The organism is Micromonospora pallida (assembly GCF_900090325.1).
GTDB classification, from domain to species: domain Bacteria; phylum Actinomycetota; class Actinomycetes; order Mycobacteriales; family Micromonosporaceae; genus Micromonospora; species Micromonospora pallida.
The window spans coordinates 301,560-314,148 of record NZ_FMHW01000002.1 but is presented as its reverse complement, the minus strand read 5'-3'; the positions used below and the strand labels follow the sequence as shown (position 1 = coordinate 314,148).

Annotated in this window: 10 protein-coding genes and 1 pseudogene; 4 read left to right on the top strand and 7 right to left on the bottom strand. The window is 73.0% G+C overall.

What is annotated here, in order from left to right; all coding sequences use genetic code 11:
* Positions 1–24: 24 nt before the first annotated feature.
* Positions 25–720: a lysophospholipid acyltransferase family protein gene (locus tag GA0074692_RS01610; protein WP_091638719.1), complete on the bottom strand. Its 696-nt coding sequence runs from the start codon at positions 718–720 to the stop codon at positions 25–27.
* Positions 721–1,135: 415 nt separating this feature from the next.
* Here GA0074692_RS01610 and GA0074692_RS01605 point away from each other — a divergent pair, with 415 nt between their 5' ends.
* Positions 1,136–1,966: a DUF308 domain-containing protein gene (locus tag GA0074692_RS01605; RefSeq protein WP_091638718.1), complete on the top strand. Its 831-nt coding sequence runs from the start codon at positions 1,136–1,138 to the stop codon at positions 1,964–1,966.
* 166 nt (positions 1,967–2,132) lie between these two features.
* The gene (locus tag GA0074692_RS01600) at positions 2,133–3,548 is read left to right on the top strand and encodes an alpha,alpha-trehalose-phosphate synthase (UDP-forming) (protein WP_091652337.1); all 1,416 of its coding nucleotides are present in this window, start codon (positions 2,133–2,135) and stop codon (positions 3,546–3,548) included.
* 48 nt (positions 3,549–3,596) lie between these two features.
* Here the strand turns inward: GA0074692_RS01600 and GA0074692_RS01595 are convergent, their stop codons facing one another.
* The 6 genes and pseudogenes from GA0074692_RS01595 to GA0074692_RS01570 all read right to left on the bottom strand — a co-directional run bounded on the left by GA0074692_RS01595 (position 3,597) and on the right by GA0074692_RS01570 (position 8,900).
* Complete coding sequence (locus tag GA0074692_RS01595; protein WP_091638717.1) at positions 3,597–4,421, bottom strand: alpha/beta hydrolase; 825 nt, start codon at positions 4,419–4,421, stop codon at positions 3,597–3,599.
* 55 nt (positions 4,422–4,476) lie between these two features.
* Positions 4,477–5,888: pseudogene (locus GA0074692_RS01590) on the bottom strand (flavin-containing monooxygenase).
* 97 nt (positions 5,889–5,985) lie between these two features.
* Positions 5,986–6,684 carry an endonuclease/exonuclease/phosphatase family protein gene (locus GA0074692_RS01585; RefSeq protein WP_091638716.1) on the bottom strand — a complete coding sequence of 233 codons (699 nt, stop codon included), beginning with the start codon at positions 6,682–6,684 and terminating at the stop codon, positions 5,986–5,988.
* A gap of 64 nt (positions 6,685–6,748) precedes the next feature.
* Positions 6,749–7,696 (bottom strand): ROK family glucokinase, encoded by a 948-nt coding sequence (locus GA0074692_RS01580; protein WP_091638715.1) that lies wholly within the window; start codon positions 7,694–7,696, stop codon positions 6,749–6,751.
* A gap of 72 nt (positions 7,697–7,768) precedes the next feature.
* A complete protein-coding gene (locus GA0074692_RS01575) occupies positions 7,769–8,404 on the bottom strand; it encodes a hypothetical protein (protein ID WP_091638714.1) in 636 nt (211 codons plus the stop codon).
* A gap of 40 nt (positions 8,405–8,444) precedes the next feature.
* Positions 8,445–8,900, bottom strand: coding sequence for an SRPBCC family protein (locus tag GA0074692_RS01570; RefSeq protein WP_091638713.1), 456 nt, complete (start codon positions 8,898–8,900; stop codon positions 8,445–8,447).
* A gap of 152 nt (positions 8,901–9,052) precedes the next feature.
* On the opposite strand from GA0074692_RS01570, the gene GA0074692_RS01565 reads away from it, so the two are divergent.
* Positions 9,053–10,867, top strand: coding sequence for an AMP-dependent synthetase/ligase (locus GA0074692_RS01565; protein ID WP_091652334.1), 1,815 nt, complete (start codon positions 9,053–9,055; stop codon positions 10,865–10,867).
* Positions 10,868–10,938: 71 nt separating this feature from the next.
* Positions 10,939–12,582, top strand: coding sequence for a sensor histidine kinase (locus tag GA0074692_RS01560; RefSeq protein ID WP_176738655.1), 1,644 nt, complete (start codon positions 10,939–10,941; stop codon positions 12,580–12,582).
* The last annotated feature ends 7 nt before the right edge of the window (positions 12,583–12,589 follow it).

Sequence of the window (12,589 nt, the reverse complement as noted above, 5' to 3'; positions counted from 1 at the left end):
TCCCGACTGACGCGAACCTCCTGGTCAACGCACCAGGGCGGGGGTGGGGGGTTGGTTCTTGAGCTTCTGGGCGTAGATGTCGACGTACTCGCGGCCGGAGAGTTCCATCAGCTCGTACATGATCTCGTCGGTGATCGCGCGCTCGACGAAGCGGTCACCGGCCAGACCGGCGTACCGGGAGAAGTCCAGCGGGGCGCCGAAGCGGATCTTCACCTGGGCGACCTTGGGGATGAGCTTGCCCGGCGGCTGGATCTCGTCGAGGTTGACCATGACCACCGGCATCACCGGGGCGCCGCTCTCCAGGGCCAGCCGGGCCACGCCGGTCTTGCCCCGGTAGAGCCGGCCGTCCGGGGATCGGGTGCCCTCCGGGTAGATGCCGGCGATGCCGCCGGACCGGAGTATCGCGAGCTGTGCGTCCAGGGCCGCCTGGGCGGCCCGGCCGCCGGACCGGTCGATCGGCAGGGTGCCGGTGCCGGTGAAGAACATCCGGGTCAGCCGCCCCTTGATCCCCTTGCCGGTGAAGTACTCGGCCTTGGCGACGAAGGTGACCCGCCGGGGCACGATCAGCGGGAGGAAGATCGAGTCCGAGAAGGAGAGGTGGTTGCTGGCCAGGATCACCGGCCCGGTGGCGGGCAGGTGCGCGAAGCCCTCGACGTGAGGTCGGAAGATCAGCCTCAGCCAGGGACCGAGGATGACGTACTTCATCAGCCAGTACAGCACCGGTGTCCTTCCCGCAGGGGTCCGCGACGGCACCGCCGGAGCGTCCGGGGCGAACGCCGAGCGTCGGCCGAGGGCCCACGAACTGTCGGCCCTGAGCCTACGAACCGGAAGCCATGCCTCACAACGCGCGCCCCGGAAACCCACCGGTACGGCTGGTGCACACCGGGCGGCCCGTCCGCCGCGGACCGGATGGCAGCCCTCCCCCGCCCTGCCTTCCCCGCGCGCGACATGCTCGCACCTCCCGCACAAACAGACAAAAATCCACGGCTTCGACCTGCGGTGGCGTCGTTGACTTTCGGCAACGCGCCACAACGCACTCCCGGAACCGGGGGCGGACGTGTCACGATTCAGGACACGGCGTGCGGGCGGGGGCGCCGGAGGACCTGCACCGCCAGGTGCGAGGAGGAGGACGCCGGTGTCAGCGGGAGGGGCACGCCGGGGACGGCGGGACAACGGGCTCGACGCGAGCGAGTACGCCGTCGCCGGCGACGTGGATCCACGTGTCGGTGAGCACCTGCTCGACGTGCTCGCCGCCGGTGGCATCGCCGCGTACCTACAGCCCTCCGCCGACCTGAACCCGGTGACCCGGACGACCACCGTGCCGCCCCGGCCGATCGACCGGCTCTACGTCGACCGCTCCCACCTGACCACCGCCCGGGACTACCTCAGCCAGCTCAGCGACGAGGGCATCAGTGGGCAGACCCGTCCCGGCGAGCCCGACGTCGAGGCCGAGTGGGCGCGGATCGTGGCCGGCTTCCACCGCGCACCGACCCCCGGTCCCACCCCCTGGCCGGCCGCCGAGGAGTTGGACGACACCCCCGAGACGACCGGTGGCGCGCTCGGCCGCACCGAGGAGGGCTCCGGGCCCACCGTGACCGGGGTGCGTCCGCTCCAGTCCGCCACCGACGTCTCCGGCGTCTCCCTCAGCCGACGGCACGACGAGCCGTCCCTGCTGGACGGCCTGGACACCTTCGGGGCGGACCTGCCCGACGACCCGGACGACGAGGGTTACACCCCGCCCCCGCCGCCGCCGCTGCCTCCGGTCTCGAAGTACGCCGTGGCCGGCGTGCTGGCGATCGTGGTCGGTTTCGTGCTCTTCCTCTTCCCGTCGCTCCTGCCGGCGGACCGCGCGGTGGTGACCCTGCTCGGCTTCACCGGCATCCTCGGCGGCTTCGTCACGCTGATCTGGCGGCTGCGCCCCGGCGACCCGGAGGACCACGACCCGGACGACGGCGCGGTCGTCTGACCGGCCCCGTTCGGGCACGATTCCGCGCCGCACACTCCGGAGGCGGGAAGTAACAGTGGTGTAACTTACCGTCAGTAGAAATTACGGCGTACCGTCACTTCCCTCGCTGACTGCCCGGATCCTCCCCGCCCGGGCGGTCGCCCCTCGGCAGATCGGAGTGACCGAGATGCGACAGCGTCCCCTCGTGGTGGTGGCCAACCGCCTTCCCGTCGACGACAGCGTGGCGCCCGACGGCGCCTGCGAGTGGCGCCGCAGCCCCGGTGGCCTGCTGAGCGCCATGCACCCCCTGCTGCGGTACTCCCCCGCGACCTGGGTCGGTTGGGCCGGCGGCACCGGTCCGGCGCCCGCGCTGCCGGACGTGGACGGCGTCCGGCTGCACACCGTCCCGCTCACCCCGGAGGACTTCCGGGACCACTACGAGGGCTTCGCGAACGCGACCCTCTGGCCCCTCTACCACGATGCGGTCGAGCAGCCCGAGCACCACCGGCGCTGGTGGGAGGCGTACCAGCGGGTCAACCGGCGGTTCGCCGAGGCAGCCGCCGAGGTGTCCGAGCCGGGTGGGGTGGTCTGGGTGCAGGACTACCACCTGCAACTGGTGCCCGCCCTGCTCCGCGAACTCCGTCCCGACCTGCGGATCGGCTTCTTCCTGCACGTGCCGTTCCCGCCGCCGGAGTTGTTCATGCAGCTCCCCCGCCGGGCCGAACTGCTGCGCGGGATCCTCGGCGCGGACCTGGTCGGATTCCAGCGCGCCCATGCCGCGCACAACTTCGCGCAACTGGTCGCGAAGGTCATCGGCGTGCCCGCCACCGACCGGCAGGTCGAGGTGGACGGCCGTACCGTGCGGGTGGGTGCCTTCCCGGTCTCCATCGACACCGCCGAGATGGCCGCGTTGGCCGCCCGGCCGGACGTGGTGGCCCGGGCCGACCAGCTCCGCCGCGATCTGGGCGACCCGGACCACGTGATCCTCAGCGTCGACCGGATGGACTACACCAAGGGCATCGAGCACCGGCTGAAGGCGTACAGCGAGTTGATCGCCAGCGGCCACGTCAAGGTCCGGGACACCGTCCTGGTGCAGGTGGCCGTGCCCAGCCGGGAACGGGTCGGGCAGTACCAGATCCTTCGGGACCGGGTCGAACGCGAGGTCGGACGGATCAACGGCGAGTTCGGCCGGGTCGGCGAGCCGGCGATCCACTACCTCACCCAGCCCTTCGACCGGGCCGAACTGGCCGCCCTCTACCGGATGGCCGACGTGATGGCGGTGACCCCGCTACGGGACGGGATGAACCTGGTCGCCAAGGAGTACGTCGCCGCCCGGGTGGACGACTCCGGCGCGCTGCTGCTCAGCGAGTTCGCCGGCGCGGCGGCGGAACTGTCCGAGGCGTACCTGGTGAACCCGCACGACCTGGAGGGGCTCAAGCAGGGACTGCTCGCGGCGTTGCACGCCGACCCGGCGGACGCGGCGAGCCGGATGCGGGCGATGCGCGAACACCTGCACCGGTACGACATCCGCTCCTGGGCCGGCTCCTACCTCACCGCGCTGGACGAAAGCGGCTCACTGCTGCACGAGATGATCACCGACTGAGCCGGCGGCGGGCCGCCCACCCCGTCAGTGGCGGGATGGGCGGCTACCTCACACCGGCACGACGGTGGGTGCCGGCTCCTTGACCAGCCAGTCGAGGACCGCGTCGATCGGCTCCCGCCACCGCGCGTCGAGCATCAGGTCGTGTCCCATGCCGGGGAAGAGCAGCGGAGCCACCCCGTACCGTCGGGCGGTGCGGGTCAACGCCGCCGTCGGGACGACCCGGTCGTCCGGGCTGCCGAGCACCAGCACCGGCGGGTTCCCCACCGCCGGCTCGAGCCCACCGGGGAACAGCAGCCGCCACTGCGCACGCCGGCCCGCCCGGCCCAGCCGGGTCAGGTGGGCCCGGGCAACGGTGTCGGGCAGTTCCGGGCTGAACAACTGCCGCCGGTTGAGCCGCAGCCGCCCGCCCCAGAGCGCGGGGAGCGTACCCAGCGGGTTGCGGCGCAACGCCGCGCCGAGCATGCCCCACCCGCCGAACACCGGGGCGGCGAGCACCCCCGCCCGCGCCGGGTAGCGGGCCAGCGCGTGCGCCACCACCAGGGCCCCCGCGCCGTGCCCCACCAGCACCGCCTGGCGCGGCAGCTCCGCCACCACCTGCACCACGTCGTGGGCGTACGCGCGCAGCGACGCCTCCGGCGCCGGTTCGCTGCCGCCGTGCCCGCGCAGGCTCATCGCGTGGGCGGGGAAGCCCCGGGACGCGGCGTGTTCCAGCCAGTGTTCGGCGAAGGCCCACGCGCCGTGGCCGAAGCCAGGGACGAAGAGCAGCGGCGGCCGTCCCTGCTCCAGGTCTGGCAGTGTGCTGAGCACCTCACGGCGGGCCGGAGGCACCGGACGGGCCCACTCCCGCCCCCGGACGATCCGCAGCCCACTCACTTGAGCCCCCTTCCGTTCGCGACTGCGGGGCTCCGCTCCGCTGCACTCCTCGCGCTCACCGCTTGACCGTCTCCAACTCGTTGAGGGCGCGCTGGACGGCGCGCAGGTAGTCGACGTGACCGACCTCGAACCAGTGCCGACTGCTCTCCTGGACCCGACCCGAGTAGCGCTTCCCGGCTCCGGCGGCGACCTTCGCGGCGAACGCCTCCGCCCGCTCGGGGCGGTACTGACGCAGCCGCAGCAGCCGGGCGACGAGCACCGCCTGCCAGTGCGCGAGCGGGAAGAGCCCCGAGTCCGGCTGGAGCAGGCCCACCACGGCGAGCGTCGGATAGCCCCGGGGAAGGCGTTCAGGTGGAGCGTGGGACGCCCGACGCCGTCGTCGTCGCCGAGGAGCTTCGGGTCGAGGAACTCGAAGCGGGTCAGGTAGCCGGTGGCGAAGACGACCAGGTCCGGGTCGATCTCCCGACCGTCGGTCAGCTCGACGGCGTACGGGTGGAAGCGCCGCACGTCCGGCACGGGCGTGATCCGGCCGTGGCCGACGTAGTAGACGAGCTGGCTGTTGGCGATCGGGTGGGTCTCGTACACCCGGTGGTCGGGCTTGGGCAGCCCGAAGCGGGTCAGGTCGCCGACGGTCAGCCGCAGCGTCCGGTGGTAGAGCCACTGCCGTACGCGCCGGGGCACCCGGAGCATCAGCATCAGGTCGTTGACCTGGTCGGCGGGTCGACCGAGGACGTACTTCGGCGCGTACCAGTAGCCGCGCCGGGTGGAGTGCCAGCAGGTGGCGGCCTGCTGGGCGGCCTCCACGGCGACGTCGCAGCCGGTGTTGCCGGCGCCCACCACCAGCACCCGCTTGCCGCGCAACTGGGCCGGGTCCTTGTAGGCCGAGGCGTGCATCGTCTCGCCCCGGAACTCAGCCAGTCCCTCGTACTCGGGCAGCTTCGGCGACCAGTTGTGGCCGTTCGCGACGACCACGGCGGAGTACCGGGAGGTGCGTTCCGGGCCGTACCCGCCGGTGCTGCGGGTGGTGACGTCCCAGCGGTCCCCGGCGACCGGCTCGATCCGGACCACCTCGGTGCCGAACCAGACGTGCTGACGCAGGTCGAAGTGGTCGACGTACCGCTCGAGGTACGCCAGCAGCTGGCTGTGGTGCGGGTAGTCCGGCCACGAGTCGGGCATCGGGAAGTCGGGGAACTGGGTGAACGGCCGCGACGAGATCAGGTGGGTGCTCGCGTAGACCGGACTGCGATCGTGCCGCCAGTTCCACGCGCCGCCGATGCCGGTCTCCCGCTCGTAGCAGTCGACACCGAAGCCGTGCTCCTTCAGGTTCTTCACCGCGGTCAGCCCGCTGGCCCCGGCGCCGATCACGCAGACCGTGTCACCGCGGTCGTAGACCGGACGGCCGTCGGGGGTGAGGGCGAGCGTGGCCGACGGTTCGTCTGGACCGCCGTGGTCGGTGGGGGTGGACACCGGGTTATCTCTCCTTGGGTACGCGTACGCGTGCCGGGTCGACGCCGAATCCTCTCCACTCCGGAGAGTGTTTGTCCAGCCCTGTCCGGTAACGCGATCAATCGGCCGCCGGCAACAGCAGGTCCACCAGGACGGGGAAGTGGTCACTGGCCCGGCGGGTGTTCGGGGTGTCGACCACGTCGTAGTCGACCACGGTGACCCGGGGATCGACGAAGAGCGCGTCGATCCGGCGGCTCGGATTCGCGCAGGAGTAGGTGAGCCTGTCGGCCCGGTCGGCGGCCACGGCCGTGTCGACGAGGCCGTCGGCGATCGTCCGCCACGCCGCCCCGCCCGGCCCCTCGTTGAGGTCCGCACCGACCAGCACCGGCCACCGCGCCGCCTCGACCTCCTCCCGGAACAGGACCGCCTGGGCGGGACGCTCCGCCGGGTCGGTCGACAGGTGGGTGCCGGCCACCACGAACCGGGTGGAGCCCCGGACCGAGCACTCGGCGAACGCCGCGCCGCGCAGGTGCCGGCCGGGGGTGAGCGGGAACCGCTGGCAGGAGGTGGCGTGCACCCGCACCCGCATGCTGGTCAGCAGCAGGTTGCCCAACGCGGGCAGGCCACCGGCGGCCACCACCAGGCCGAACGACTCGGCCAGGGCGGCGCACTTGCGTCGCCAGCGGAACCGGCGCGGCCCCTCCTGCACGATGACCACGTCCGGCTGGGCGGCCCGGACCACCTCCGCCAGCGCGGCCGTGTCGTCCCGCTGGGTGTGGATGTTGTACGACACCACCCGCAGCGGCACGCCCCCCATCAGTACGCCACCTTTCGTTCGCGACTGCGGGGCTCCGCTGCGCTGCGCTCCTCGCGCTTCACCATCAGATCCGCCGGGCGAGGTCGGCGGCGCCGATGACGCCGGCGGTGTTGCCGAGTTCGGCGGGGCGGATCTCGGCCACCGGGAGCCGCTCGCGCTGGGCGAGCGCGTTGGCGAACGACCGGCGGGTCGGGCCGAGCAGCAGGTCACCGGCGGCGATGACGCCACCGCCGACGACCAGCACCTGCGGGTCGAGGATCTGGGCCATGTCGGCGAGGCTGGTGCCCAGCCAACGCCCGACCTGGGCGAACGCCTCGGAGGAGACCGGGTCGCCGCCCTGCGCGGCGGCGGTGACCATCGGTCCGGTGATCGATCCGGCGTCCCCGCCGGCTAGTTCGAGCAGCGCGGTGGCCCGCTGCGGCTCCTGCCGGGCACCGGCCCGGGCGAAGCGGACCAGCGCGTTGCCGCTGGCGTACTGCTCGATGCAGCCGAGCCGGCCGCAGCCGCACGGGTGGCCGTCCGGGACGGTGAGCATGTGTCCCAGTTCGGCGGCGATGCCGTGGGCGCCCCGGATCAGCTCGCCGCCGAGCACGATGCCACCGCCGACGCCGGTGCCGATGGTGAACATGACCATCGAGTCGTCGGCGTGCCGGGCGGCGCCGTAGCGGAACTCCGCCCAGGCGGCCACGTTCCCGTCGTTCTCCACGATCACTGGCAGGCCCACCGCGGCGCTGACGTACGCCCGCAGCGGCTCGTCCCGCCAGGCCAGGTTGGGGGCGAACAGCACGGTGGACCGGGTGGCGTCGATCCAGCCGGCCGCACCGATGCCGACCGCGTCGACCCGGTGCCCGGCGGCCAGTTCCGTGACCACCTCGATGATGACGTCCCGGGTCTTGCCCACGTCCTCGGCGGGGGTGTCCCGTCGGATCTGCACCAGTACCCGGCCGGTGTCGTCGACCACACCGCCGGCCACCTTGGTGCCACCGACGTCGACTCCGATGGTCAGCGTCACCGCCGCCACTCCCCTCTGCTGTGCTGCCCGGCGCCCGCCGGCCGGTGGCCGGGCGGTCGCCGATGTGGTGGGTCAGGCCCCGTCGCCTGGCGAATCTCCGTCCGCGCCGTCGGGCACCCGCGCCGCAGGTACCACCGGACCCCTGGCCGGAGCTCGCGCCGGGTCCGGCCCGGCGGCGTCGACGGGCGGGTCGGCGACGGACGGGCTCGCCACGCCCTTGTCACGGGTCGCGGCGGACCAGACGTCCCGCGCGGGTGCCGGCTGAGAATCATGCCTGCTACGGGTGGCCTCGCGCCACACCTGATCATCATTGACCGGGTCCGGGACGGTGGTGGCGGTCGTCGTCCCGGCGTCGGGAGCGAACGCCCGGAGCAGGCTGGCGATCCCGGCCGCCAGGTCCCCGGCGCCGGTGGCCAGGCGCTCGGCGAACTCGGGGCTGGGGTCGCGCAGGGCGCGCATCGCCCGGCAGACCGGACAGACCTCGCACTCCGCCCCGCCGGTGGCGAACCCGTGGTTCGTGCCGGTGGCCCCGCCCGGGGCGGTGCCGGCACCGGGCGCGCCGTGGCCGAGGACGTCGGCGAGCATCCCGCCGAGCGAACCCCAGGACCCGGTCGGCGCACCGGCCGCCGCGAGTCGGGCGGTGGCCAGCACGGTGGCCACCAGCCGCTCCGCCTCCTCCCGGGCCGAACCCGGATCGGTACCTGCCATGGTGGGCTCCTCTACCGTGGCGACACTGCGGCCGGTTGGCTCAGCGGGTCGCACCGGGTGCTTCTACCCGGTGCTTCAGCTGCTTCAACGCCGTGTCCATGATCATTTTTTCGGCCTTACGGCGAAACATTCCGAGCATCCCGACGGCGAGTTCGACCTCCAGGGTGTAGGTCACCGTGGCGGTGCCGTCCGGGTTGCCGACGACGTCGTACGAGCCACGCTGGGCGCGCTGCATCCGGGAGGGGGCCACGAGGTGCCACTCGATTCGGGAGAGGTCCTCGGCGTACTCGTAGGCCAGCACGTACTCGTCGGCGAGCACGCCGGCGTCGATGGTGAACCGGACCTGGCTGGCGTAGCCGTCCTCGTACTCCTCGACCACCTCGGCCCGGCGTACCGTCTCGGTCCACTCCGGGTAGCGGGCGAAGTCGCAGATGACCGCGACCACCCGGTCCGGGGGCGCGTCGATGGTGATCGACTGGGTGGAGGAGTCCGCCATGGGGGGAGGCTACCCGGCCGGACGCCGTCCCGCCCCGGTCCACCCCGCGCACCCGGTCCGCGTGGCGACCAGGGGATGCGGGTAGGTTTCGACAAGGCCGTCCGGCTGGCCGACGGCTCCGGCCCGACCGTTGCGAGCAACGAGGAGTGCAGGTGCGCGAGTTCTCCGTCCCGCCGACCGTCACCGTCGGCGACGCGGCCAACCTCACCGACCCGGTCTGGGCGAACGCCGTCGCCGCGCCGGACGCGGTGCAGTTCGCGCGCCCGGTGCCGGCGGCCGACGGGGCGGGCCGGGCCTGGTCGGACGTGACCTGCCGGCAGTTCCGCGACGAGGTGGTCGCGGTGGCCCGGGGCCTGGTCTCCGCCGGCATCACCCGAGGCTCCCGGGTGGGGCTGATGAGCCGCACCCGCTACGAGTGGACGCTGCTGGACTACGCCATCTGGGCGGCCGGCGCGGTAACCGTGCCGATCTACGAGACCTCCAGCGCCGAGCAGGCCGCCTGGATCCTGGCCGACTCCGGCGCGGTCGCCTGCGTGGTGGAGACCGCCGCGCACGCCACCCTGGTCGCCGGACTCCGCGACCGGCTGCCCGAGCTGGACCGGGTCTGGCAGCTCGACCTCGGCGCGGTGGACGAACTGGTCACCCTCGGCGCGCCGGTCGCCCCCGAGGAGATCGAGCGGCGCCGCGAGGAGGTCCGCGCCGACGACGTCGCCACCATCATCTACACCAGCGGCACCACCGGCCGACCCAAGGGCTGCGCGCTCACCCACCGCAACATGTACGCCGACGTCGCCAACGCCGTCCCGGCGCTGCCGAACCTGTTCCACCCGGGCGCGTCGACGCTGCTCTTCCTGCCGCTGGCGCACGCCTTCGCCCGGCTCGTCCAGCTCGGCGTGGTGCAGGCCCGGGCCACCATGGCGCACTGCGCCGACACCCGCGACCTGGTCGCGGAGTTGCAGGAGTTCCGACCGACCTTCGTGCTCTCGGTGCCCCGGGTCTTCGAGAAGGTCTACAACGGGGCCCGGCAGAAGGCCGAGGCCGACGGCAAGGGCCGGATCTTCGACCGGGCCGAGGCGGTCGCGGTGGCCTGGAGCGAGGCACAGGACCGTCCCGGCGGCCCCGGACTCCGGCTGCGGTTGCAGCACGCGCTCTTCGACCGGCTGGTCTACCGGAAGCTGCGCGCCGCGCTCGGCGGTCGATGCAAGGACGCCATCTCCGGCGGCGCCCCGCTCGGCGCCCGGCTGGGGCACTTCTTCCGGGGCATCGGGATCACCATCCTGGAGGGCTACGGCCTCACCGAGACCTCCCCGGCCGCCTCGGCCAACCTGCCCGACGCCACCCGGATCGGCTCGGTCGGGCGGCCGTTGCCCGGCGTCACCGTCCGGATCGCCGACGACCACGAGATCCTCGTCGCCGGTGAGCTGGTGTTCCAGGGCTACTGGAACAACCCGGAGGCGACCGCCGAGGTGCTCACCGCCGACGGCTGGTTCCGCACCGGCGACCTGGGCCAGCTCGACGCCGACGGGTACCTCAGCGTCACCGGCCGCAAGAAGGAGATCATCGTGACCGCCGGCGGCAAGAACGTCGCCCCGGCCGTACTGGAGGACCAGGTACGCGCGCACCCGCTGGTCAGCCAGTGTGTGGTGGTCGGCGACCGGCAGCCGTTCATCGCCGCACTGGTCACCGTCGACGAGGAGGCGCTGCCGAAGTGGCGGGACTCGGCCGGCCTGCCGGCCACCGCCACCCTCGACGAACTGCGGGAGCACGAGGCGCTGCGCGCCGAGGTCCAGCGCGCGGTCGACGCGGCCAACCTGACCGTGTCGAAGGCCGAGGCGATCAAGGTGTTCCGGATCCTGCCGCGCGACTTCACCGAGGCCACCGGTGAGCTGACCCCCTCACTGAAGGTGAAACGGAACGTCGTGCACGAGACCTACGCGGCCGAGATCGCCGACATCTACGCGCGCTGACTACGATCCGTCACGTGTCCTCCTCCACACCCGCCCGGCCCCAGCCGCACCCGCTGGCGGCCACCGCCCGCGTGGTCATGCTCGCGCTGGTCGCCGTCCTCACTCTGATCGCCACCCGGGAGGTCGACCAGCTCTGGTGGATCGCCCTGCTGGCCCTGGCCGGCGTGCCGGCACTGCTCGCCCCGCGCGACCGGCTCCTCGGCCCGTTCAGCCGGGCCGCCGAGGTGGTGGTGCTGGGTCTGGCCGCCAGTCAGGTCGCCGCCGTGGCCGCCATCGGTGGCCCGATCGGCGGGCTCGGCGCCTCGGCGGTCCTGCCCTACCTGGCCGTCCCGGTCACCGTGACCGCGTTGCGTCGCCGGTTCCGCGAGGGCACGGCGCTGCTCGCGGTCACCGCGGTCACCCTGCTGCTCAGCGGGGCGCTGACCGAGGTCGACGGCCAGCGGCAGCTCGGCCAGCTCGGATACCTCGCGGTCTGCGCCCAGTGGCTGCTCCTGGCCGGGCTCGGGCTCTACGCGGCCAGCACCCTGCACCGGGTGATGGCGGTACGGACCGAGGCCAAACCCCAGCCCCAGCCGTACGCCGAGGCGACCCGGCTGCTGACCCAGCTGCGCAGCGTCGCCCGGCAGCTCCCCGGCGCCACCCTGGACCCGGGCGGCATCTCCGAGCATCTGCTGGAGGAGCTGCGGACGGTGACCCGGGCGGACCGGGCGGCGGTGCTCTCCGCCAGTGGCGGCGGTCGGCTGGTGGTGCTCGCCCAGGTCGGCGTGGACCGGGTGGACTGGGAGACCACGCTCGACGCGGACTCGGCCATCGCCGACGCGTGGGCCAGCCAGCAGCCGCAGACCGCCAACCGGTCGCAGGCCCGCTCGCACCGGGGCGGCGACGTCTCTGCGCTGATCGTGCCGCTGGTCGCCGGGGTCCGGACGGTCGGTCTGGTGGCGTTGGAGGCGGACGTGGCGCAGGCGTACCCGGCTCCGGTGGTGGAGAAGGTGACCGCGCTGACCCGCCCGGCGGCGCTGCGGCTGGAGGCGGCGCTCCTCTTCGACGAGGTGCGGTCGCTGGCCACCAACGAGGAACGGCAGCGGCTGGCCCGGGAGATCCACGACGGGGTCGCGCAGGAGCTGGTGATGGTCGGCTACGGCATCGACAACGCCCTGGCTACCGTGCACGACGACGCCGAGGAGACCGCCGACAGCCTGCGTACGCTGCGCCAGGAGGTGACCCGGGTGATCACCGAGCTGCGGCTGAGCCTGTTCGAGCTCCGCAGCGAGGTGGACCGGCACGGTGGGCTGGCCGCCGCGATCGCCGAGTACGCCCGCACCGTCGGCGCCTCCGGCGGGCTGCGGGTGCACCTGTCGCTGGACGAGTCGACCGCCCGGCTGCCCGCCGCCACCGAGGCCGAACTGCTGCGCATCGCCCAGGAGGCGGTGACCAACGCCCGCAAGCACGCCGGGGCGTCCAACCTCTGGGTCACCTGCGCGGTGGACCCGCCATACGCGCAGATCGAAGTGTCGGATGACGGTCAGGGAATTGCCGACCAGCGTCCAGACGGCCGGTACGGTCTTGCGATCATGGCGGAGAGGGCGGAACGTATCCGGGGCCGGTTGGAGATTCGTCCCCGGCAACCAAGTGGAACGACGGTGGCGGTGGTTCTCGGCACCTCGCCTCGACGCGATAACGTGCGCGGTAGCGCGACCGCAGGAGAAGGGAAGTAACCCGAGG